The organism is Tessaracoccus massiliensis (assembly GCF_000826065.2).
GTDB classification, from domain to species: Bacteria; Actinomycetota; Actinomycetes; order Propionibacteriales; family Propionibacteriaceae; genus Arachnia; species Arachnia massiliensis_A.
Window position 1 is genome coordinate 787572 of record NZ_LN623543.1, and the last position, 22422, is coordinate 809993.

Sequence of the window (22422 nt, forward strand, 5' to 3'; positions counted from 1 at the left end):
CCCGGCGGGCGATGTGCGACGCCCCGCCGGCCGGGCATGCTGGAGTCATGCTTGAAATCAACTCCGTCATCCGTCGGTTCGGTGACCTGACCGCGCTCAACGACGTGTCGTTCCGCGTGCCTGATGGCCGGTTCACCGGCTTCGTCGGAGGCAATGGCGCGGGCAAGACCACCACCATGCGCATCATCATGGGCGTCCTGGCCCCCACCTCCGGGGAGGTGCTGTGGGACGGTCGCCCCCTGACCGCCAAGGACCGCGCCGAGTTCGGCTACATGCCGGAGGAGCGCGGCCTCTACCCCAAGCAGCCCATCCAGGCGCAGCTCGCCTACCTGGGTGAGCTGCACGGCATGGCCCCGCAGGACGCGAAGCAGGCCGCCAGGGAACTGCTGGAGCGCTTCAACCTGGGCGACAGGTTGAAGCACAAGCTGGAGACGCTGTCGCTGGGCAACCAGCAGCGGGTGCAGATCGCCGGCGCGGTGATCGCCTCCCCCACCGCCCTCATCCTCGACGAGCCGTTCAGTGGGTTGGACCCGGAGGCGGTCGACGAGATGTTCGCGCTCCTGACGGAGTTCACCAAGCGCGGCGTGCCGGTCCTGTTCTCCTCCCACCAGCTCGAGCTGGTGGAGCGTCTCTGCCATCAGATCGTGATCCTCCGCAAGGGCGAGGTGGTGGCCGCCGGCACCGTCGACGAGCTCCGCAGCGCCGGCCCCACGCATCACCAGATCCAGTCGGACACCGACCTGGGGTGGCTCCGTGGCGAGAGCGGCGTGACCGTCATCGACCTCGACGGCCCCAACGCAGAGGTCGCCTTCGCCGACGGCACGGTCGCCCAGCGCGTGCTGGCCGAGGCCATGCAGCGCGGCGCCGTCCATTCCTTCGGGCCCATCGTGCGGCCCCTCAGCGACTACTACCGGGAGGTCACCCGATGAAGAACCGCACCACCACTCCCCCCTGGCTGATCGTCGCCAAGCGCGAGATCCTGGTCCAGGTCACGGACAAGGCCTTCTGGATCGGCACGCTAACCACGCTGGGCCTCGTGGCGCTCGGCTTCGTGTTCGGCGGATTCTTCGGCGGCGGCAGCGGCGACCCCGACAAGGTCGCCGTCGCTACGGATGACGCCGCACAGGTGATCGTGTTGGGGCAGGAGGACGGCCTCAACATCGAGCCGCTGCAGGTGGCTGAAGACGAGTTGCAGGGCGCCGTCGAGAACGAGGACGCGGTAGCGGCCCTCTCCCACAGCGAGACCGACGGCTGGCAGCTGACGGTCAAGGACATGATGGACGCCCCGAACCTCGCGCCGGTCGTCGAGAAGTACCAGATGGGTCTCAACGCGGCTGAACACAATATCGACGTCGCCGAGTTGCAGACGGGCACGGAGCTGGCCCTGGTGACCCTCGGCAGCGACGAAGGTCGCGCCGTGGCTGTGATCATCGCGACCATGGCATTCGCGGTGTTGTTCCTGATGTCCGCGATCACCTACGGGATGCAGATCGCCAACTCCGTGGTGACGGAGAAGGAATCCCGCATCGTCGAGATCCTGGCCGCGGCCATCCCGGCGCGGCATCTGCTGATCGGCAAGATCGTCGGCAACACGATCCTCGCGCTGGCCCAGGTGATCCTGATCGCCACCGTCGCGCTCGTGGGGCTTTCGCTGTCCGAGTGGAGTGGCTTCGTGGGCATGATCGCCCCCGTCGCCGGCTGGTTCGTCGTGTTCTTCCTGGTGGGCTTCGCGTCCCTGGCGTGTCTGTGGGCCGCCGCAGGCGCACTGGCCACGCGGATGCAGGACCTCAGCCAGACCACCACCCCGCTGATGATGATCGTGATGCTGGTCTACATGGCGGGATTCTTCGCCACCGGCACCCTCGCAAAGGTCCTGAGCTACGTGCCGATCGCCTCCACCGTCCAGATGCCCGGGCGTCTCCTCAGCGGCGACTCCTCCTGGGTCGACGCACTGATCGCCCTCGCGGTGGCCATGGCCTTCATGGCCGTAGCGGTCTGGTTCGGCTCGAAGATCTACCGCCGCGGCCTCCTGCAGACCGGCAGGGTGCTGTCCTGGAAGGACGCCTTCAAGAAGGCCGCCTGACCTGGCTGCGCGACCGGAGCCCGCTCCCCTCCCCGGGGGCGGGCTCAAGGCGAAGAAGAGCAGGTTCACGGCGCCGGTGGCGAACATGTGGTGGGCCCACACCGAGATCGACAGCACGCCGATCGCGAGGGTGGCGAGGACCAGGCCGTAGTAGCCGAAGACGGGCTTGCGGCTGAAGGCGCTGACCATCAGCGAGGTGACCACGATGTTCCAGCAGAAGATCGGCATCCGGAACATCGTCAGGCCGGGAGCACGCATCCTGATGATGGTGGTGATGACGTTCACCGAACCAAGGATCGGCGACAGCCCCAGCAGGTAGCGCCCCATGATCCACAGACGTGACCCATGCCGGGCGAGTGGATCGAGTTGGACAGCGGCGCGCAGGCGAGCACGCCGCCCCAGCAGGAAGAAACAGAAGACGGTGACGAAGTACATGTTGCCGATCACCTTGTGATCGGTGGTCGTGAGGTACTTGATCCGGGCGCCGAGACGGTGCGTCTCCTCCGCGGCCCTGGCCGCGGACGGCACCTGGGTAGTAGGTGTGATGCGTTCGGTGATCCTGGCGCTACTCACAGCTGCTCCTCAGAGGCTGAGATCTGCCAGACGACTGCCGGACAGGCCCTCAGGGCACGCCTCCGTTCACACAATGGGAATAGCAGACGAAAGACCCGCCCCGAAGGGCGGGTCTTCGCGTGCAGTCAACGGATCAGTGCTTGTAGTCGCCGCGGTAGAACTCGAGCACCCAGCCGGAGCAGGCCCAGATGCCGATGCCGAGGAACAGGATGGTGATCCACGCCTGGTGCAGTGCGGGGCCGAGGAAGAGGCCTGCGGTCACGACGGCGCCCCAGAAGGGCCAGATGGACTTCGGGGCGAAGAAGCCCATGTCCCCGGCACCCTCGACCACCTCGGCGTCCTCCCGGTCTTCCGGGCGGGGGTCGAAGCTGCGGGCCTGCAGCGTCAGGAAGCCGGCGATGAAGCCGCCCAGCACGCCGGTGGCGCCCAGCACGAAGGTTCCCGCAATCTCGCCCGAGACGAAGTAGTAGATGGGCGTGACAATCCCGAAGAAGACGAAGATGAACCAGAACGAATACTTCTCAGGCTTCACTTTGCGGCCCCTTCCAGCTCAGAGGTCTCGTCGTCGAGCAGTTCGCCCGGATCATCGAGGTGATGGGTGGCCAACTCGGGACGGGCGAGGTCCAGCGCAGGGCTGATGGAACGCACGCGCGGCAGCGAGTCGAAGTTGTGGCGCGGAGGCGGGCAGGACGTGGCCCACTCCAGCGAGCGGCCCCAACCCCACGGGTCGTTGACCGTGACCTTGGGCGAGTTGCGGGTGATCCACATGTTCCAGAAGAACGGGAGCATCGAGACGCCCAGCAGGAACGCGCCGAACGTGGAGACCTGGTTGAGGAGCGTGAAGCCCTCCCACGCGCCGTAATCGGCGATGCGGCGCTGCATGCCCGCCACGCCGAGCCAGTGCTGCACCAGGAACGTCAGGTGGAAGCCGATGAAGATCGTCCAGAAGTGGACCTTACCCCACGTCTCGTCGAGCATCCGGCCGGTGAACTTGGGCCACCAGTAGTAGAACCCCGCGAACATCGCGAACACCACTGTGCCGAAGAGCACGTAGTGGAAGTGCGCCACGACGAAGTAGGTGTCGGACACCTGGAAGTCCAGGGCAGGGGCGGCCAGGATGATGCCGGTCAGGCCGCCGAAGAGGAACGTGACCAGGAAGCCGATGGCGAACGTCATCGACGTGTTCAACGTCAACGATCCCCGCCAGATCGTGCCCACCCAGTTGAAGAACTTCACGCCCGTGGGCACCGCGATGAGGAACGTCATGAAGGCGAAGAACGGCAGGTTGACCGCGCCGGTGACGAACATGTGGTGGGCCCACACCGACACTGACAGAGCGCCGATCGCGAGGGTGGCGAACACCAGGCCGTAGTAGCCGAAGACCGGCTTGCGGCTGAAGGCGCTGAGCACCTCGGTGATGACGCCGAAGAACGGCAGAGCAATGACGTAGACCTCGGGGTGCCCGAAGAACCAGAACAGGTGCTGCCACAGGATGGGGCCACCAGTCGAGGGGTCCAGCACCACCGAGCCGAGCACGCGATCCGACTCGAGCACGAGCAGGCCGACGGCGAGCACGGGGAAGGCGATGATGATCATCAGCGAGGTGACCAGGATGTTCCAGCAGAAGATCGGCATGCGGAACATGGTCATGCCGGGGGCGCGCATCGTGATGATGGTGGTGATGAAGTTCACCGCGCCGAGGATCGAGGAGAGGCCCAGCAGGTAGAGCCCCATGATCCACAGGTCGTGGCCCATGCCGGGCGAGTGGATCGAGTTGGACAGCGGCGCGTAGGCGAACCAGCCGAAGCTGGCCGCACCGCCGGGCATGATGAAGCCGGTGCAGGCCATCACCGAGCCGAAGACATACAGCCAGAAGGCGTAGCCGTTCATGCGGGGGAACGCCACGTCGGGGGCGCCCAGTTGCAGCGGCAGGATCGCGTTGGCGAAGCCGGAGAACATGGGGGTGGCGAACATCAGCAGCATGATGGTGCCGTGCATGGTGAAGAACTGGTTGAACGTCTCGTAGTTCATGTAGTCCATGCCAGGGCTGGCCAACTCCGCCCGGATGCCGAGGGCGAGCACGCCGCCCAGCAGGAAGAAGAAGAACGCCGTGACGAAGTACATGTTGCCGATCACCTTGTGATCGGTGGTGTTGAAGTACTTCATGATCTGCGAACCGAGCCGGTGCGACTCGGCCGTCACGGGCCGCGCTTCCGTCTCAGTGGTGGTGCGTTGGGTGACTGTGGCGCTACTCACTGCTGCTCCTCAGGTGCTGCGGTCTGCAAGACGGCCTGCATTGCTTCCTCGAGCTTGCGCTCGCCGGCGTTACCGCCCTCGGCCAGCTCGCGGACTTTGGCTTCGTACTCCTCTTCGGAGACCACGTGCACCTTGAACAGCATCAGGGCGTGGAACTCGCCGCAGAGCTCGGCGCACTTGCCGTCGTAGGTGCCCAAGCGGTTGGGCGTGGCGTCGAAGGAGTTGTCATGGCCGGGGATGACGTCCAGCTTGAAGTAGAACGACGGGATCCAGAACGAGTGGATGACGTCGGCCGAGTTCAGGTTGAACCGGACCCGCTTGTTGACGGGGAGGTACAGATCCGGGATGCGCTCCAGCGTGCCGATCTCATGCGCGTTGGTGCCGATGTCCGGGTTGTCCTCCTCCATGTAGTTGAAGGTCCACGACCACTTCTGACCGATCACGTTGATCACGACGTCAGGCTCGGCGTCCTGTTCGATCATGGTGTCCTGCGCCTTCACCGTGTAGAAGAACAGAACTCCGACGATGAGGAACGGCACAAGGGTGTACAGAAGTTCCAGCGGCAGGTGATAGGTGGTCTGCCGGGGTGCCGGGGCGTCGCCCTCGCGACGGCGGTACCGGATGATGGACCAGATGATCAGGCCCCACACCAGGCCACCGACGGCGAACGACGCGATCCACGCGCCGATCCAGAGGTTACCCATCGCCGGTGCCTGCTCTGTGGCGGCTTCAGGAAGGCCCAGCCTGGCGCCCTGGCCGGAGCATGCGGTCAGTGTGACCAGCACCAGCGGGAGTCCAGCTGCCAGGAGACCACGGACCCACCGTCTCGACGGCGCAGTTTTGCCACTCACTAGTTGCCCTTCCGTTCTACCGTTGCCGACCCTCGCACCCCTTCGGAGGGCATGGGCCGTGTACTGCTGCGCCCACCTTAACGTAAAAAGGCCACCCCGGGTGAGCTGTCTCCCACGGGGTGGCGTAGAATCGCGCGACTCCGGCGCGACGGTGGCGGTGCGATCAGTGGAACGAATCGCCGCAGGCGCAGGATCCGCCGGCGTTGGGGTTGTCGATGGTGAAGCCCTGCTGCTCAATCGTGTCCATGAAGTCGATGCTGGCCCCGCCGAGGTACGGGGCGCTCATCTTGTCGGTGACGACCTGAACGCCGTCGTAGTCGGTGACGATGTCACCGTCGAGCGAGCGGTCGTCGAAGTACAGCTGGTAGCGCAGGCCGGAGCACCCACCCGGCTGCACGGCGATGCGCAGCGACAGATCGTCGCGGCCTTCCGCGTCGAGCAGGGAGCGCACCTTCTGCACGGCGACATCGGTGAGGATGACGCCCTGGGTGGTCTGAGTATCGGTCACGGCAAATCTCCAAAGGTTGATCAGTGGTCCCGGCGATTCTACGCCGGAGTTGGGCGAAACCCCAGAGGGGTGTCCGTCCGGCTCCTCGGCTGTGGGCGAACTACCAGGTCCAGGAGGTGGCGACCCGCTCGGCCACGCGGGCCAGTTCCTCCGGTGTGGAGGGCTCCTCCCCCACGCGTTCGCGCAGTGGATAGGCGTTCTCCAGGCCCGCGGTGCGCAGCTCACGCGCCGAGACGAAGTTCCGCCCTGCGATGGCGATGACGGGGCGCAACTGCTCCTCCGCCCAGCCGATGACCCGCTTGACCACGGGCCCTCCCACTTCGTGGAATTCGAGCAACTCGGCACCGGTGACCACCAGGTCCGCCTTGGCGATGGTGTCATTGAGGCGGTAGCTGTCGGCGAGCCAGGTCAACGGGTCCACGACGCGCCCGCCGAGGGCGGCGATGATCAATCCCGCTCCGCCTGCCGCGCCCGCGCCGGGTCCGGGCTCGACGCTGAGGCCTTGGGCCCAGCGCTCGGCGTCCGCGTCGAATTCGAGGATCTCCTGGAGGGTGGCACCGGCGGCCCGCATCTCCGTCGAGGCGTGCCCCTCGAGCCCGGTCAGGGGGCGGGCCGCCTGTTCCTGCGGCACCAGCGCCACCAGGGATCTGCCGCGCCACGCCCCCTGCCCGGAGGCGAGGGCGGGGGCCGGCTCCTCCCCGAAGGCGGCCAGCGCACTGCGGCCGAGGTCGTCGATGGCACAGTGCGTCAGGTCGACGACGAGGGGCCGCTCGTCTCTGTGTCCCGCCAGCACCGCGCCCAGGTCGGGCCCCGTGCGGGGCGCGACGAACACTGCGTCTGGGGCGGCGGTACCGACGGCTGAGGCCAACTGATCGCCGTCGACCCCGAGTGGTACGACGACTACCTGGGCGTCGCGGGACGCGAAGGCGTGGCCGATGGTCTCCGACGCAGCCTGTGGGCTGAGCCCGGCGATCACGTCGGTGGCGACGACGACTCTCACAGAGCCGTCGACTCCTCGTCGCCCTCGGCCAGTTCCTCGTCGGCATCCGGGATGATGCCGTAGTACTCGCTGGTGGATTCCAGCAGTTCGCGGACTTCTTCGATGCTGGCGTCCATGTCCGGGAGCACCAGATCCGACTCCACGATCACGTCGTCGGGCACCTCCACGCCGAGCCTGCGCACGCCCTCACTCAGCCCGTTCAGCGCTGCGGTGAGCGCCCCCTGGTCCCCCGCCTCGGCGGCCTCCTCGAGCTTGCGGTCCAGCTCGTTGAGCTCGATGAGGTGCTCGGGCTCGAGCACCCACTGACCGTGTCCCATGATGCGCACGATCATGAGCGCGGCTCCTCACCCTGACCGGCCTGGTAGCCCTCGGCTGCCTGCTGCTGGCCGGCCTCAGGCGCCGGCTGGGCACCTTCAGAACCTGCCTGTAGCTCGGGACGCGCTGCGGCCGGGCCGCCGGTGAGCTGTGCCTTCATCGCCGCGAGTTCGTTCTCCACCGTGGAATCCGACGCCAGAGCGTCGAGTTCGCGGGTGATGTCGTCCTTGTAGGTGCCGGTGGCGTCGTCAAGGGCGCCGGTGGCGAGCAGTTCGTCGACGGCGGAGGCGCGGGCCTGCAGCTGCAGCGTCTTGTCCTCTGCCCGCTGGATCGCCAGGCCGACATCGCTCATCTCCTCCGAGATACCCGTGAAAGCCTCGTTGATGCGGGTCTGTGCCTCGGCGGCCGAGTAGGTGGCCTTGATGGTCTCCTTGCGGGTGCGGAAGGCGTCGACCTTGGCCTGCAGGCGCGAGCTGGCGCGCACCAGCTTCTCCTCCTCGCCCTGCAGCTGCGCGTGCTGGGCCTGGAGATCGGTGAGTTGTTGCTGCAGGCCGGCCTTACGGGTCAGGGCCTCACGGGCGAGATCCTCGCGGTTGGACTCGAGGGCACGCTGGGCGGCCGACTGGAGCCGCTCGACCTCGGAGTTGAGCTTGGATGCCTGCAGCTCGACACGCTTGCGGCTCGTCGCGACGTCAGCAACGCCGCGCCGCACGTTCTGCAGGAGTTCGAGTTGCTTCTGATACGAGTAGTCGAGCGTCTCACGGGGGTCTTCGTACTTGTCGAGTGCCTTGTCGGCCTTCGACCGGAAGACCAGAGCGATGCGTTCAAAAATGCTGGCCACGGGGTGTCCTTCCAGGAACGTGCGGTGTTCACCCCCGAGGTTAGCGCGCATCCGGAGCGTTGACAGCCCGACCGGCCCCTGAGCCGACCCTGAACCCACGTCGCCGCCCGGTATGATGGGCCGCTGAACCCCTCCGATCCAGAAGGACCTGCACAGTGGCCCTCTTCCGCCCGTACGAGCGCAAGCAGACGACGTCGACAGATCACATGTCGACGCTCACCCCCAAGGGCGCCAAAGCCGCCGCCAAGGCGGAGAAGCGAGCGGGAGCCACCGAGGTGGAAGCCGCCGCCGAGCCAGCCGCGGCTACCGGGACCACCGCCCCGCAGAAGATCAAGGTCCCACGGAAGAAGGACACCCCCACCCCCAGCCGTCGGCAGGCCGAGGCAGCGCGCATGGAGCGCCTGCACCCCAGCCTCACCCCGAAGCAGCAGCGCAAGGCTGATGCCCGCGCCCGTCAACAGGAGCGCATGGAGAACTGGGAGCGCACGGAGAACTCCCCCGCCCGCCAGTTGGTGCGCGACTACGTGGACACACGCTGGACGGTCGCGGAGTTCATGCTGCCCGCGATGATCCTGGTGATGGCCGCCGTGATGGCCACCATGAGCAATCCCGTGCTCTCCAGCTACATCGCCATGGGGCTGTGGGTGCTGCTGCTGATCACGATCATCAACGTGGCGATCATGTGGCGCGGCTACAAGAAACTGCTCGCCGAACGCCACCCGAACGAGCCGACGCGGGGCCTGCTGATCTACATGTTCAACCGCTCGCTGATGATCCGCCGCTTCCGCCACCCCGGCCCCCGCGTCCGCCGCGGCGAGCCCATCTGATCGGAGCATTCCATGAGCTACCGCTGGCAGCCCGTGGCAGGCACGTATGCGCAATCCTCGCTGTCCGCAGCAGGACTGGTGCAGAGCTTCGAGGATCAGGGCGCGGCCGAGGACTGGCTGACGCTGTTCTTCGACGAACTCCTGGAGCAGGGTGTCACGGAGGTGAGCCTCTACGAGGAGGACCGCCTCGTGTACGGCCCCATGTCGCTCAACCCCTGACCGGCACTTCGTCAGCGACCGCGTCGCGACGCAGCAGCCACACCCCGAAGCCGGCCATGCCGAGACCCGCGGCGACCGCGAAGGGAACCTGGCTGCGCGCTTCGGCCACACGGTCCTCATAGGTCTGCACGCGACCGGTGTGCTCGTTGGTGCGGCTGGAGTATTCGCAGGTGTCGCCCGGGCCCATCTCCACACCCCGGCACATCATCGTCGGCGACACCCAGGACGCCACGCCCCAGGCCACGACGGCGATCCCGGCCACGATGAAGGCCCACAGCCCAGCACGTTTCATGGCGCACAACGTAGCAGCCCGGGGCCGGATCTCCCCCTTTGGATAGGCTGGCTGGCGTGAGTGATATGTGTCCTGACCTGTCCCTGTCCACCTCCCTGCCCAAGCGCCAAGACGCCGTGCTGTTGGGCATGGCCTCGATCAACAAGGACGAGCCCGCTCTCGTGGGCACGTCGCCAGAGCTCGACAAGGCCTACCAGAAGACCTTCGGCGTGACTGTGGCCGCCATGGCCACCGCCGTGGGCGCCGTCGCCAAGCAGGGCACCGTCAAGGCGCTGCCCGCGCTCGACGGCACGCGCCTATTCGTCGTGGGTCTCGGCGACGCCGATGTGACCCCGGACGTCGTGCGCACCGCCACCGGCAACGGCCTGCGCGCCATCGCCGGGCAGGAGGGCGTCGAAAAGCTGTCCGTGGCTGTCTCCCTGGAACTGTCAGATCCGGAGTTGATCCAGGCCGCCGGCGAGGGCGCGCTGCTGGGCGCCTACCGCTTCGCGCCGCTGAAGGCCGAGGCTGATCCGGTGGCCGTGCACTTGGTCACCCTCGTCTCGCCGGTCACCAACGCCGCCGCCAAGGACGCCGTGGCCACGGCTGCCATCGTCTCCGAGGCCGTCTACCAGGCCCGCAACTGGACCAACACTCCCCCCAACCTGCTGTACCCGGAGTCCTTCGCCAACGCCGCCCGCGCGTTCCTCAAGGACCAGAAGGTCACCGTCGAGGTCCTCGACGAGAAGGCGCTCGAGAAGGGCGGCTACGGCGGCATCCTCGCCGTGGGCGGCGGCTCCTCGCGCGCGCCGCGCCTGGTGCGGATGTCGTACGCGCCCCGCGGCGCCACCGCGCACCTGGCGCTGGTGGGCAAGGGCATCACGTTCGACTCGGGTGGCCTCGACATCAAGCCGGCCGGCCAGATGGCGGGCATGAAGTACGACATGTCCGGGGCCGCGGCGGTCATCGCCGCCGTCCAGGCGATCGCGGCCGCCGGCCTCAACGTGAAGGTCACGGCCTACGCGGCCATGGCGGAGAACCTCCCGTCGGGTACCTCGTACCGCTCCGGTGACGTGCTGACGATGTTCGACGGCCAGACAGTGGAGAACTACAACACCGACGCCGAGGGTCGTCTGGTGATGGCCGACGCCATCGCCCGCGCCGGGCAGGATTCGCCGGATCTCATCGTCGACGTGGCCACGCTCACCGGAGCCTGCATGGTGGCCCTGGGGCTGCGTACCGGCGGGCTCATCACCAACGGTGAGGAGACCTCGGATCTGCTGCTCGACGCGGCGGAGGCGGCCGGCGAGGACTTCTGGGAGCTGCCACTGACCGAACACATGCGCAACCAGCTGAAGTCCACCGTCGCGGACATGCGCTCCGGTGGCTCCAACCGTTGGGGCGGCGCGTTGGTGGCAGGCGCATTCCTGGAGCGCTTCGTGCCCGAGGGCGTCAGCTGGGCGCACCTGGACATCGCAGGGCCTGCGGAGAACGTCGAGGAAGCCTACGGCTGCACCCCGAAGGGCGGCACCGGCGTGGCCGTGCGCACCCTCGTGGCGCTGGCCGGGCAGCTGGCCGGCCGCTAACGGCGGGGATCGGCTGCGCGCCGGGCGTCACGCTTGGCGCGCAGCCCGTACTCCCGCATCCGCGTGGGGTAGGGCACCACGCCCGCGTCGTAGCAGGGGATGCCGCACTCGTCGGCGAAGTGGTAGCCGTACTCCGCGCTGGGTAGTCCGCGGCGGGTGGATTCCCCGTCTGCGGCCACCAGGAGGATCGACGGCGGGTTGAACGATGTGGGCTGCTCCACCCACGCCTCCACGCCGCGCCGCGTGGTCACGAAATGGTTCAGGTGGTCCCGCAGGGCATCAGCGACCTGCCTCGACCCGCGCGCGACCTCGGCCTGCTTCTTCTTCCGACTGAACCATCCCACGCGGACATTATGCCCAGCCCGGGCAAAGAGCAGCGCCCCCGCCCTGGAAAGGGGCGGGGGCGCTGGTGTCTGGTGAGCTGGCGCTCAGCGGATCAGTTGCCGGTCTTGGGCAGGCCGGGACGCGTGGGCTGCGTCGGGGCGACCGTGGGATCGGCGGTGGGGGTCACCGTGGGGGGGGTCTCGTCGTCGTCATCCTGACCACAGATGTTCAGGGTGGCCGTGGCGGCGTTGGTCACGGTGGAGACCGTGACGTCGTAGAGGCCGCACTCGATGTCAGCGGGGAAGGTCACGGGAGCGGTGACCGAGCCGCGGTCCTCCGCAACGGTGCCCATCTCGTGGGTGTAGACGACCTCGCCGCCGCCGCGCGGGGTGACCTTCATCGTGGCGGTCTCGCCCGCGAGGAACTCGCCCGCGGTCACGCTGATCTCTTCGCCGGCCTCGAACACCGACGGGTTCGCCGAGATGGTCTGGTTGAGGATGTAGGCCTGTGCCTCCGCGGTGGTGACTGTGGGCTGGCCACCTTCAACCGGCTCGGTGCAGCGGGCCGCAGCACCCATCTCACCAAACGTGTTCTCGGGCAGGGTGATCTCGATGACGGTGGGCTCAGCCGGCTCCACGACGTTGATCACGCGGTCCTCCTCTTCGCCCGGTACGGCGATCTCGAGGACGCCACCGGCAGCGCAGCCACCGACGGTCAGAGTGGCGGTCCCACCGATCGTGTAGTACGCCTGGTCGAAGGCGGCGGTGACGGGCTGCGCCGAGGCGGTGGTGGTGGCGACGGCGACGATGCCGGTCGCGGCGAGGGCGGAGGCGCCAGCGAGCGCGCCCAGCTTCTTGAGGATGTTCATTGTTCTCCCGGTGTGAGGTGTGGGTTGCAAGCACAGCCTAATCATAGGTTGGGCCACTTTCCGAAATATCGGCGTGTTGTTCGCCTGCCATTGGCTTGCCACGATGCCACAGCGGGGGTCCGCGTGGGAGACTGGCGGGCATGACGCAACAGTTCGACGTGGCCATCCTCGGCGCCGGCTCCGCGGGATACGCCTGCGCGCTCCGCGCCGCTCAACTGGGGCTGAAGGTCGCGCTGTTCGACCACACACCGCTCGGCGGCACCTGCCTCCACCGCGGCTGCATCCCCGCCAAGGCCTGGCTGCAGGCCGCGAAGGTGCGCAGCACCGTGGCCAAAGCCGATGCGTTCGGCATCGCAGCCACGCTCGGCGACACCGACGTGCCGGCGCTGCGCCGCTACGTCGACGGGGTGATCGGGCCACTCCACAAGGGGCTGGCCGGCCTCATCGCGTCGCGCGGCATCACCGTGATCGAGGCGCGCGGAACCGTCTCCCCCACCCCTGAAGGCCCGGGGGTCCAGGCCGGGGACGCGCACTACCGGGCCAGGGCCGTCGTGGTCGCCACCGGCGCCACCCCCGCGACGCTGGGGCTCCCCGTCGACGGCGAACGCATCATCACGAGCGACCACTCCCTGCGTCTCGACGCGCTGCCGGAGAGCGCGATCGTGCTGGGCGGCGGGGTCATCGGGGTCGAGTTCGCCTCCCTCTGGACCGATCTGGGCGTCCGCGTGACGCTCATCGAGGCCACGGACCGGCTGCTGCCCGCCGAAGAGCCCGCACACTCCAGCATCCTGAAGGCTGAACTCATCAGCCGCGGGATCGACGTGCGGCTGGGCGCGACCCTCGCCGACGTACGGGTCGGCGACGGCGCGGTGACGGGAGCCGTCGGCGGCTCCGAGGTCAGCGCCGACGTGCTGTTGGTGGCCGCCGGCCGGCGCCCGGCCACCGACTCGCTGGGTCTCAGCGAGGCCGGGGTGCGGCTGACGGAGTCGGGGCACATCGCCGTCGACGACTCCCTCCAGACCAGCCTGCGCGGCGTCTTCGCGGCCGGCGACGTGGTGGCCGGCCCCCAGCTCGCGCACCGCGGCTACGCGCACGGCCTGTTCCTGGCCGAGTGGATCGCGCAGCTGCAGGGGCGCCACCCCCAGCGCCCCACCCTGCCGCGCGACGCAGACATCCCCCGCATCACCTATTCCACGCCGCAGGTCGCCTCTGTGGGACTGACCGCCGAACAGGCCGGCACGGACGCCGACGTCGTGGAATACCCCTTGGCTGGCAACGGACGCAGCCGCATCCTCCGGGCGCCGGGGGTGCGCGACAGCGGGAAGGTGCGACTGGTGCGCGCCGCGGGCGGCGCGATCGTCGGCGTCCACCTCATCGGCGAGGACGTTGGCGAGTTGATCGCCGAAGGTGCGCTGCTGGTGGGGTGGCAGGCGACACCCGAGGACGTGGCGGGCATCGTGCACGCCCATCCCACTCTGGGAGAGTCAATTGCAGAGGCGAACTGGGCCCTGGCTGGACGGCCTCTGCACATGCATGCCTGAATGCCATATAGGCTGGAAACAATCACGCGCGGTACGCAAAGGAGCCACACTCACATGTCAACCGAAGTCACCCTCCCGGCACTCGGCGAATCGGTCACCGAAGGCACCATTTCTCGCTGGCTGAAGGCAGTCGGAGACACCATCGAGGCCGACGAGCCATTGCTCGAGGTCTCCACCGACAAGGTCGACACCGAGATCCCCAGCCCCGTGGCCGGCACGCTCCTCGAGATCAAGTTCGACGAGGACGACACCGCCCAGGTAGGCGACGTGCTCGCCATCATCGGCGACGCCGATGAATCCTCCGCTGCCGACGAGACCCCCGGTGAAGAAGAGCCCGCCCAGGAGGAGGCCCCCGCAGAGGAGACCGCCCCGGAGCCGGAGGCGGAAGAGCCCGCAGACGAGCCCGTCGAGGCCGCTCCCCCGGCAGATGAGCCCGAGATGCCCTCCGGTGGTGGCGGCTCCGCCTCCGGTACCGAGGTGACGCTGCCCGCGTTGGGCGAGTCGGTCACCGAGGGCACCATCTCGCGGTGGCTGAAGGCCGTAGGCGACACCGTGGAGGCCGATGAGGCGCTGCTGGAGGTCTCCACCGACAAGGTCGACACCGAGATCCCCAGCCCCGTGGCCGGCACGCTCCTCGAGATCAAGTTCGACGAGGACGACACCGCCCAGGTAGGCGACGTCCTCGCCATCGTCGGCGACGCCGCCGCTGAGCCCAAGGAAGAGCCCAAGCCGGAGCCGAAGGAAGAACCGAAGCCCGAGCCCAAGGAAGAGCCCAAGCCGGAGCCCAAGGAAGAGCCGAAGCCCGAGCCCAAGGAAGAGTCGAAGAAGGAGGAGCCGAAGCAGGAGCACTCCCCCGCCGTCGAGGCCGCGGTCGCGCGCCGCGCAACGGAGGCCTCCGGCGACGGCACCTACGTGACGCCGCTGGTGCGCAAGCTCGCCAAGGAGCACGACGTCGACCTGAACTCGATCAAGGGCACCGGCGTGGGCGGCCGCATCCGCAAGCAGGACGTGCTCGACGCGGCCGAGGCCGCGAAGCAGGCCCCCACTGCTGAGGCACCGAAGAAGGACGCCCCCGCCGCCGCACCGAAGGCCAAGGAGGCCCCCGCCTCCGCCGATCAGGTCCGCGGCAAGACGGAGAAGCTCTCCCGCCTGCGCAAGGTCATCGCCTCCCGCATGGTGGAGTCGCTGCAGACCTCCGCGCAGCTCACGGCCACCGTCGAGGTGGACCTCACCGCGATCAGCCAGATCCGCAAGCAGGTCAAGGACGACTTCAAGAAGCGCGAGGGCGTTTCCCTGTCGTACCTGCCGTTCATCGTGATGGCCGCCGGCGAGGCGCTCAAGCAGTTCCCGATCGTCAACGCCACGATCGACACTGAGGCCGGCACCATGACCTACGCCGATGGCGAGCACATCGGCATCGCGGTCGACACCGAGCGTGGCCTGCTGGTGCCCGTCATCAAGAATGCCGGTGACCTCAACCTCACCGGCCTGGCCAAGAAGATCGGCGACCTCGCTGCCCGCACCCGCGACAGCAAGGTGGGCCCGGACGAGCTCAGTGGTGGTTCCTTCACCATCACGAACTACGGCTCGGCAGGCACGCTGTTCGACACCCCGATCGTCAACCAGCCCGAGGTGGCCATCCTCGGCACCGGCGCGCTCGTCAAGCGCCCGGTCGTCGTGGAGGACCGCTTCGGCAACGAGTCGATCGCCGTGCGGCACATGATGTACCTGTCGCTGAGCTACGACCACCGGCTCATCGACGGCGCGGTCGCGGCCCGCTTCCTCTCCGCCATCAAGGAGCGCCTCGAGGACGGCGACTTCGGCGGCGAGTTCGGCATCTGATCCTGACGCTGAGACGAAGACCCCCGGCCTTGGCCGGGGGTCTTCGCGTCTGATTGGATGGCGGCGTGTTCATCGGGCTCGGGACTCTCGTCAACGTCGTCACCGTCGTCGTCGGGGCCCTCATCGGGCTGGCCCTGGGCAACCGGATCCCCGAGCGCACCAAGGACACCGTCACCTCGGTGCTCGGCCTGTTCACGATGGTGCTGGGCGGGTTCTCCGCCGTCGCTCTCAACAGCGAGGCGCTGGCGGCCGACGTCGGCCGCTCAGCGATGTTCGTGGTGCTCGCCTCGCTGCTGGTGGGCACGCTGCTGGGCTCGTGGCTGCGCATTGAGGACCGCCTTGAGCAGGGCGCGGCCTGGATCAGGAACCGGTTCAAGGGCTCGGGCGACGAGAATCGGTTCGTCGACGGGCTGGTGATCTCCACGCTGGTGTTCTGCGTGGGCCCCCTCACCATCCTCGGCTCCATCTCGGATGGCCTGGGCCGCGGCGCCGACCAACTGCTGGTCAAGGCGACCCTCGACGGCTTCGCCGCCATGGCGTTCGCGTCGACGCTGGGCTGGGGCGTCCTGGCCTCCGCGGCCGCGGTGGGGGTCATCCAGGGCTCGTTGACGGCGCTGGGCTACTTCGCCGGCGACGTGCTCACCGTCGCCCAGGTGGACGCGCTGACGGCAGCCGGTGGGGTGATCCTCATCGGATTGGGCATCCGGCTGCTCGGGCTCAGGCAGATCCCGGTGGGCGACCTCCTCCCCGCCCTGGTGCTGGCGCCGGTGTTGGTGTGGGCGGCGGCCCTTCTCACGTGAGCAGTAGACTCGCCCCGTGCTGACCTTCGAATACCGCGGCCTGGGCGTCGTACCCTCGCTCAGCGACTACCAGGAGACCTGGGACTACCAGCGGGAGGTGCACGCCGCCGTCGCCTCGGGGGAGCGGCCCGGGCACGTCATCTTCGTCGAGCACCCGCCGGTCTACACGGCCGGCCGCCGCACCAAGCCGTCGGACCATCCACAGGACGGCGCCCCCGTCGTCGCGGTGGACCGCGGTGGCGAGATCACCTACCACGGCCCCGGCCAGTTGGTGGGCTACCCCATCGTGCACCTGCCCGACGGCGTGGGCGTCGTCGACCACGTGCGCGCGATGGAGGCGGCCGTCATCGACCTGCTCGCCGGCTACGGCATAGCGTCGGGCCGGGTGGCGGGCCGCACGGGTGTGTGGCTGGCAGCAGAGGGCGCCAGGCCCGAGCGAAAGATCTGCGCCATCGGCGTGCGCGTCACCCGCCGCACCGCGCTGCACGGCTTCGCCTTGAACGTGCTGAGCTCGGCTGAACGTTTCGGCAACATCGTGCCCTGCGGCATCTCGGATGCCGGCGTCACCTCCATCGTCGAGGAACTACCGGGCGACTGGACGGTGGCGCAGGTCGCGCACGATCTGGAACCGCACCTGCGACGGCATCTGAAGCATGCGTAGCGGCACTACCGCCCGGGGGTACTAGGGTGGTGGGTGTGACAGCAGTACAGCCAGACGGACGCCGGCTCCTCAGAGTCGAGGCGAAGAACGCAGAGACCCCCATCGAGCGCAAACCCGGGTGGATCAAGACCACCGCCAAGATGGGCCCCAACTACCGGGACCTGCAGGACATCGTCAACAACGGTGAACTGCACACGGTCTGCCAGGAGGCCGGCTGCCCCAACATCTACGAGTGTTGGGAGGACAGGGAGTCCACCTTCCTCATCGGCGGCGACAAGTGCACCCGCCGCTGCGACTTCTGCCAGATCGAATCCGCCAAGCCCGAGGGCTACGACCCGGCCGAACCCATGCGCGTGGCCCAGTCCGTCCGCAAGATGGGGCTGCGCTACGCCACCATCACAGGCGTGTGCCGCGACGACCTCCCGGATGAGGGCGCCTGGTTGTACGCCGAGACCATCCGCCAGATCCACTCCGTCAACCCCGGCGTCGGCGTCGAGATGCTGGCCCCGGATTTCTCCGGCAAGGAGGACCTCCTCGGGCAGCTGTTCGACGCGCAACCCGAGGTGTTCGCCCACAACGTGGAGACGGTGCCGCGCATCTTCAAGCGGATCCGGCCCGGCTTCCGCTACGACCGTTCGCTCGAGGTGCTGCGCATGTCGCGGGACCGCGGACTGGTCACCAAATCCAACCTCATCCTGGGCATGGGCGAGACGCGCGAGGAGATCTCCGAGGCGCTGCAGGACCTGCACGACGCCGGCGCAGAGCTGATCACGATCACGCAGTACCTGCGCCCCAACGCCACCCTCCACCCCATCGACAGGTGGGTCACGCCAGAAGAGTTCGAGGAGCTGGATCAGGAGGCCCGCGAGATCGGATATTCTTGCGTGTTGTCCGGGCCGCTCGTGCGTTCGTCGTATCGCGCGGGCCGCCTGTACCGCACGGCGATGGACGCACGGAAGAACTGACTACGAGAGGCTGTCATGGCGAAGAGCGAACGCGCGAAGGCCTTCGAGGCGAAGCAGAAGGCTGAACTGCGCGCTGAGAAGGAACGCAAGCGCAATTCGACCAACCCTGCAGACTGGGGCCGCTGGCGCCAGATGGTCGAGAGCTACAAGATGACCAAGGAGCACGACAAGGCGCTCCCCTGGTTGATGATCGCCGGCTTCGTCGTGCCGTTCGCCCTCCTGCTGGTCATCGGTTTCCTCGTCGACAGCCCCTTCATCTGGGGCCTGCTGGGCGTGTCGCTAGGCTTCCTCGGCGCCATGGCGGTGTTCGCCTGGCGCGGTCGCCGCGCCGTCTACACCCGCTACGAGGGGCAGGCGGGCTCCGGCGAGGTCGCGCTCAACATGCTGGGCAAGAAGTGGGTCTCTGATCCGGTGATCGCCGTCACGAAGAACATGGACGTCATCCACCGCACCCTCGGCCCCGGCGGCCTCATCCTGATCGGCGAGGGCGAGGCGGGCCGCCTCAAGCCGCTCCTGCAGAGCGAGAAGCGCAAGCACGAGCAGGTCGCCTACGGCGTCGAGGTCAAGACCATCCAGATGGGCAAGGGCGCCGGCCAGATCCCACTGGACCAGTTGACCAACCACATCAAGAAGATGCCGAAGGTCCTCACGCCCACGAAGATCGGCGAGGTCCGCCAGCGGCTGCGCGCGCTCGATGCGATGCGCCCGAAGGCGCCCATCCCGAAGGGCCCCATCTCGATGAAGGGCGCCCGAGCGGCGATGCGCGGCCGCTGATCCGTGGCAAACCTCGTCAACCTCGAATCCGTCACCCACGGCTTCGGCACCCGCACCCTGCTCGACAACGTCTCGTGCGGCATCGCCGAGCGTGAGGTGATCGGCGTCGTCGGCCGCAACGGGGACGGCAAGACCACACTGCTACGCATCATGACCGGCGAACTCGAGCCGGATTCCGGCCGGGCGCTACACGCCACCAACTCCTCCATCGGCGTGCTGCGGCAGCAGAGCGACAGCCGCCCGGGCGAGACGGTGCGCGACCGCATCGTCGACGGCGAGCCTGACCACGTCTGGGCCGCTGATGCTGAGCGGCGGGCCGTCGTCGAGGCACTCCTGGCCGACATCGATCTGGAGCGCGAGCTCACCCAACTCTCCGGTGGGGAACGACGACGGGTGGAGCTGGTGGCGGTGCTGCTGGGCCCCCACGACCTCATCGTGTTGGACGAGCCCACCAACCACCTGGATGTGGAGGCCATCGCCTTCCTCGCCGAGCATCTCCGTGCCCGCACCAAGGCGGGACTGGCCATGCTGGTGGTCAGCCACGACCGCTGGTTCCTCGATGCCGTCTGCACCCGCGTCTGGGAGGTCCACGACGGCGTGGTGGACTCCTACGACGGCGGTTACGCGGCCTACGTGTTGGCCCGCGTCGAGCGGCAGCGTCAGGCTGCCGCCAACGAGGCCCGGCGCAAGAACCTGGCCCGCAAAGAGTTGGCCTGGCTGCGGCGCGGCGCGCCCGCCCGGACGTCGAAACCGAAGTTCCGTATCGACGCCGCCAACGTGCTCATCGCCGACGAACCACCGCCGCGCGACAAGCTCGCCCTGGAGCAGTTCGCCGTCACCCGGCTGGGCAAGGACGTCTTCGACCTGATCAACGTCGACTACTCGGTGCCGCCGGACAGGGTTCTGCTGGACAAGCTCACCTGGTCGATCGGCCCCGGTGACCGGATCGGCCTGGTGGGCGTCAACGGCGCCGGCAAGACGACGCTGCTGGACCTGCTGGCCGACGTGCGCGAGCCCGACGGCGGCAAGATCAAGCGGGGCAAGACGCTGCGTCCGGCGTACCTCTCCCAAGCCGTCGGCGAACTCGACGACGATGATCGCGTGTTGGCGTCGGTCAAGCGGTTGAAGGAGGAGACGAAGCTCGCCACCGGCCGCGACGCCTCGGCCTCGTCGCTACTTGAGGAGTTCGGTTTCACCGGGGACAAACTGGTGGCCCGGATCGGGGATCTCTCCGGCGGCGAGCGCCGCCGGCTGCAGTTCCTGCGCCTCCTGCTGACGGAGCCCAACGTGATGCTGCTCGACGAGCCCACCAACGACCTCGACATCGACACACTCACCGTCATCGAGGACTACCTCGACACCTGGCCCGGGACCCTGATCGTGGTCAGCCACGACCGCTACTTCCTCGAGCGCGTCACCGACGTCACCTACGCCCTGATGGGCGACGGCACCTGCGTGCTGCTACCGGGCGGGGTGGAAGAGTACCTGCAGCGTCGCCGTCGGTCCCAGGCCGCCGAGGTCGCCCCCTCCCCCGCACGCACAACCGGCACGTCGGACGCGGCTGCGGAGCGCCAGCGCAAGAAAGACCTGACGCGGATCGAGGGTCAGTTGAAGAAGGTTGAGGACGAGATCGCCAGGCTGCACGCAGCCATGACGGAGGCGGCCACAGATTACGCGAAGCTGGGCGCGCTCACCGCCGACCTGCAGACCGCGGAGGCTCGGCGCGACGATCTCGAAGAGGCCTGGCTCGAGGCCGCGGAGTAGCGCGGGCACGGAGGCTACGCACTAGCAGGAGTATGCCTCCGCCTACCCGGCGCCCAGCCACAGAGCGATCCCGAGCAGCACGAAAAGCGCCGAGATGACGATCAGCGCGATCGCCTCGCGGCGCTCCTTACGACGGGCGCGACGCATCGCGTCAGCCAGTGGACTCACTTGATGTTCGCAGTCGTCGCTGTTCACTGGCGCTCATCTGGCGCGGTGCCGAAGCGCTGGCCGCGCTCCAGCCCCTCGAACGTGGCCATCTCCTCGGCCGTCAACTCGAAGCCGAGTACGTCGAGGTTGCTGCGCAACCGCTCGGGGTTGACCGACTTCGGGATGACCGCGTTGCCCACCTGCAGGTGCCACCGGATGATCGCCTGGGCGGGGGTGACCCCGTGCGCCGCGGCGATCTCCGTAATCGCAGGATCTGCCAGCACGTTGCCGCGGCCGAGCGGGCTCCACGCCTGGGTGACGATGCCGTGCTGGGCGTGGAAGTCGCGCAACTGCTCCTGCTGCAGGTAGGGGTGCAGCTCCACCTGGTTGACGACGGGGATCTCACCGGTCTCATCGATCAACCGGGCGAGGTGTTCCTCGGTGAAGTTCGACACTCCGATGGAGCGGACGCGGCCGGCGTCGCGCAGTTCGATGAGGGTGCGCCACACGTCGACGTACTGCCCGCGGCTCGGGCGGGGCCAGTGGATCATGTAGAGATCCACCTTGACACCCAACGCCCGCTCCGTCGCGTCGAACGAGGCCAGCACCGCATCCCGGCTCTGGCTCTCCTCACCCCAGAACTTGCTGGTGACCGTCAGCAGCGAACGGTCGATGTCGATGCGTCGCAGCGCCTCCCCCACCTCTTTTTCAGTGCCGTAGAACTCTGCGCCGTCGACGAGCCGGTACCCGGCGGCGACACCCGCCGCGATCACCTCCCCGGTCTGCTCGGGCGGCACCTTGTAGAGGCCGAATCCGAGCACGGGCAGGTGGTAGCCGTCGATCAGTTGCAGGTCACGGTTCATACCCCCGATTGTGCCAGCCTGGCTGAGCTAGGCTCTCAGGTATGGACCTCCACCCCGCACTGCAGCCCTTGGAAAAGCTCATCGGCACCTGGGAGGGCGCCGGGCAGGGCGAATACCCCAGCATCGAGAACTTCGACTACATCGAGGAGGTCACCTTCACCAACATCGGCAAGCCGTTCCTCGAGTACCGCCAACGCACCTGGAACACCGAGACCGAACTGATGCACGTCGAGACGGGATACCTCCGCGTGCCGTCACCGGATCGGGTCGAGTTCGTGCTGGCGCTGCCCACCGGCCAGGTCGAGTTGGCCGAAGGTCGCCTCGACGTAGCGGACGACGAGATCCGCATCTTCGTCGAGGGGAAGATCCTCAACACCTCGTCGGCCAAGCACGTCGACGCGACCTCGCGCAGTTACACCCTGGTGGGCGACGCCCTGAAGACGAGCTTCGACATGGCCGCCGTCAACCACCCCCTCCAGCGACACCTCACAAGCGATCTGAGCCGCACCGCCTGAGCGAGTTGGTGGTGTTTGGCCCCTGAGC

General features: G+C 67.9%; 25 protein-coding genes and 1 pseudogene. 13 read left to right on the forward strand and 13 right to left on the reverse strand.

All coding sequences use genetic code 11. From position 1 onward, the window contains the following. The first annotated feature begins 11 nt into the window (after positions 1-11). Together BN1186_RS14245 and BN1186_RS14250 are read left to right on the forward strand one after the other, a co-directional pair. Complete coding sequence (locus BN1186_RS14245) at positions 12-929, forward strand: ABC transporter ATP-binding protein (protein ID WP_425471516.1); 918 nt, start codon at positions 12-14, stop codon at positions 927-929. Then, a complete protein-coding gene (locus BN1186_RS14250; protein ID WP_040284606.1) occupies positions 926-2083 on the forward strand; it encodes an ABC transporter permease in 1158 nt (385 codons plus the stop codon). Before BN1186_RS14245 ends, BN1186_RS14250 begins: the two co-directional genes overlap by 4 nt. A 48-nt stretch (positions 2084-2131) precedes the next feature. Here BN1186_RS14250 and BN1186_RS14255 read toward each other — a convergent pair. The 8 genes and pseudogenes from BN1186_RS14255 to BN1186_RS14290 all read right to left on the reverse strand — a co-directional run. After that, a pseudogene (locus BN1186_RS14255) lies at positions 2132-2478 on the reverse strand (cbb3-type cytochrome c oxidase subunit I); the annotation flags it as partial. Between the two features lie 311 nt (positions 2479-2789). Next, positions 2790-3188: an aa3-type cytochrome oxidase subunit IV gene (gene ctaF, locus BN1186_RS14260; protein ID WP_040284607.1), complete on the reverse strand. Its 399-nt coding sequence runs from the start codon at positions 3186-3188 to the stop codon at positions 2790-2792. Beyond that, on the reverse strand, positions 3185-4822 hold the full coding sequence (ctaD, locus tag BN1186_RS14265; protein ID WP_139651164.1) for an aa3-type cytochrome oxidase subunit I: 1638 nt from the start codon (positions 4820-4822) through the stop codon (positions 3185-3187). Before ctaD ends, ctaF begins: the two co-directional genes overlap by 4 nt. Positions 4823-4908: 86 nt before the next feature. Next, complete coding sequence (gene ctaC, locus BN1186_RS14270; RefSeq protein ID WP_484421943.1) at positions 4909-5763, reverse strand: aa3-type cytochrome oxidase subunit II; 855 nt, start codon at positions 5761-5763, stop codon at positions 4909-4911. A gap of 163 nt (positions 5764-5926) precedes the next feature. Beyond that, positions 5927-6271 (reverse strand): HesB/IscA family protein, encoded by a 345-nt coding sequence (locus BN1186_RS14275; protein ID WP_139651135.1) that lies wholly within the window; start codon positions 6269-6271, stop codon positions 5927-5929. Between the two features lie 100 nt (positions 6272-6371). Then, positions 6372-7271 carry a glycerate kinase gene (locus BN1186_RS14280; protein ID WP_040284609.1) on the reverse strand — a complete coding sequence of 300 codons (900 nt, stop codon included), beginning with the start codon at positions 7269-7271 and terminating at the stop codon, positions 6372-6374. Continuing rightward, positions 7268-7603 carry a PspA-associated protein PspAA gene (gene pspAA, locus BN1186_RS14285; protein ID WP_074437047.1) on the reverse strand — a complete coding sequence of 112 codons (336 nt, stop codon included), beginning with the start codon at positions 7601-7603 and terminating at the stop codon, positions 7268-7270. Before pspAA ends, BN1186_RS14280 begins: the two co-directional genes overlap by 4 nt. Next, positions 7600-8427: a PspA/IM30 family protein gene (locus tag BN1186_RS14290; RefSeq protein ID WP_040284610.1), complete on the reverse strand. Its 828-nt coding sequence runs from the start codon at positions 8425-8427 to the stop codon at positions 7600-7602. Before BN1186_RS14290 ends, pspAA begins: the two co-directional genes overlap by 4 nt. A gap of 155 nt (positions 8428-8582) precedes the next feature. On the opposite strand from BN1186_RS14290, the gene BN1186_RS14295 reads away from it, so the two are divergent. Both BN1186_RS14295 and BN1186_RS14300 read left to right on the forward strand, forming a co-directional pair. Then, positions 8583-9254, forward strand: coding sequence for a DUF3043 domain-containing protein (locus BN1186_RS14295; protein WP_052460204.1), 672 nt, complete (start codon positions 8583-8585; stop codon positions 9252-9254). 12 nt (positions 9255-9266) lie between these two features. Beyond that, positions 9267-9473, forward strand: a complete 207-nt coding sequence (locus BN1186_RS14300; RefSeq protein ID WP_040284611.1) for a hypothetical protein — start codon at positions 9267-9269, stop codon at positions 9471-9473. Here the strand turns inward: BN1186_RS14300 and BN1186_RS14305 are convergent. Next, on the reverse strand, positions 9463-9765 hold the full coding sequence (locus BN1186_RS14305) for a hypothetical protein (protein WP_040284612.1): 303 nt from the start codon (positions 9763-9765) through the stop codon (positions 9463-9465). The two genes, BN1186_RS14300 and BN1186_RS14305, sit on opposite strands and share 11 nt — an antisense overlap. A 65-nt stretch (positions 9766-9830) precedes the next feature. Here BN1186_RS14305 and BN1186_RS14310 point away from each other — a divergent pair, with 65 nt between their 5' ends. Beyond that, positions 9831-11330, forward strand: a complete 1500-nt coding sequence (locus BN1186_RS14310; protein WP_052460205.1) for a leucyl aminopeptidase — start codon at positions 9831-9833, stop codon at positions 11328-11330. Here BN1186_RS14310 and BN1186_RS14315 read toward each other — a convergent pair. After that, a complete protein-coding gene (locus BN1186_RS14315) occupies positions 11327-11674 on the reverse strand; it encodes a hypothetical protein (protein WP_040284614.1) in 348 nt (115 codons plus the stop codon). The two genes, BN1186_RS14310 and BN1186_RS14315, sit on opposite strands and share 4 nt — an antisense overlap. Positions 11675-11766: 92 nt before the next feature. Continuing rightward, positions 11767-12522: a hypothetical protein gene (locus BN1186_RS14320; RefSeq protein WP_040284615.1), complete on the reverse strand. Its 756-nt coding sequence runs from the start codon at positions 12520-12522 to the stop codon at positions 11767-11769. Between the two features lie 140 nt (positions 12523-12662). Between BN1186_RS14320 and BN1186_RS14325 the strand changes: the two genes are divergently transcribed. The 7 genes from BN1186_RS14325 (at position 12663) to BN1186_RS14355 (ending at position 20869) form a co-directional block, all read left to right on the forward strand. Next, the gene (locus BN1186_RS14325; RefSeq protein ID WP_040284616.1) at positions 12663-14063 is read left to right on the forward strand and encodes an FAD-dependent oxidoreductase; all 1401 of its coding nucleotides are present in this window, start codon (positions 12663-12665) and stop codon (positions 14061-14063) included. 54 nt (positions 14064-14117) lie between these two features. Further along, the gene (gene sucB / locus BN1186_RS14330) at positions 14118-15905 is read left to right on the forward strand and encodes a 2-oxoglutarate dehydrogenase, E2 component, dihydrolipoamide succinyltransferase (RefSeq protein WP_040284617.1); all 1788 of its coding nucleotides are present in this window, start codon (positions 14118-14120) and stop codon (positions 15903-15905) included. A gap of 65 nt (positions 15906-15970) precedes the next feature. Next, positions 15971-16705 (forward strand): DUF554 domain-containing protein, encoded by a 735-nt coding sequence (locus BN1186_RS14335; protein WP_040284618.1) that lies wholly within the window; start codon positions 15971-15973, stop codon positions 16703-16705. Positions 16706-16721: 16 nt separating this feature from the next. Continuing rightward, positions 16722-17366, forward strand: coding sequence for a lipoyl(octanoyl) transferase LipB (gene lipB, locus BN1186_RS14340; RefSeq protein WP_040284619.1), 645 nt, complete (start codon positions 16722-16724; stop codon positions 17364-17366). Between the two features lie 35 nt (positions 17367-17401). Continuing rightward, positions 17402-18331 carry a lipoyl synthase gene (gene lipA / locus BN1186_RS14345; RefSeq protein ID WP_040284620.1) on the forward strand — a complete coding sequence of 310 codons (930 nt, stop codon included), beginning with the start codon at positions 17402-17404 and terminating at the stop codon, positions 18329-18331. Positions 18332-18346: 15 nt separating this feature from the next. Continuing rightward, entirely contained in the window at positions 18347-19105 is a 759-nt protein-coding gene (locus BN1186_RS14350) for a DUF4191 domain-containing protein (protein ID WP_040284621.1), read from the forward strand. Between the two features lie 3 nt (positions 19106-19108). Continuing rightward, a complete protein-coding gene (locus tag BN1186_RS14355; protein WP_040284622.1) occupies positions 19109-20869 on the forward strand; it encodes an ABC-F family ATP-binding cassette domain-containing protein in 1761 nt (586 codons plus the stop codon). Positions 20870-20911: 42 nt separating this feature from the next. Here BN1186_RS14355 and BN1186_RS15635 read toward each other — a convergent pair whose 3' ends face one another. Both BN1186_RS15635 and BN1186_RS14360 read right to left on the reverse strand, forming a co-directional pair. Next, positions 20912-21064 carry a hypothetical protein gene (locus BN1186_RS15635; RefSeq protein ID WP_180349088.1) on the reverse strand — a complete coding sequence of 51 codons (153 nt, stop codon included), beginning with the start codon at positions 21062-21064 and terminating at the stop codon, positions 20912-20914. Further along, complete coding sequence (locus tag BN1186_RS14360; protein ID WP_040284623.1) at positions 21061-21879, reverse strand: aldo/keto reductase; 819 nt, start codon at positions 21877-21879, stop codon at positions 21061-21063. The genes BN1186_RS15635 and BN1186_RS14360 overlap by 4 nt, the downstream gene beginning before the upstream one ends. Before the next feature lie 41 nt (positions 21880-21920). Here BN1186_RS14360 and BN1186_RS14365 point away from each other — a divergent pair, with 41 nt between their 5' ends. Further along, a complete protein-coding gene (locus BN1186_RS14365; RefSeq protein WP_040284624.1) occupies positions 21921-22394 on the forward strand; it encodes a heme-binding beta-barrel domain-containing protein in 474 nt (157 codons plus the stop codon). The last annotated feature ends 28 nt before the right edge of the window (positions 22395-22422 follow it).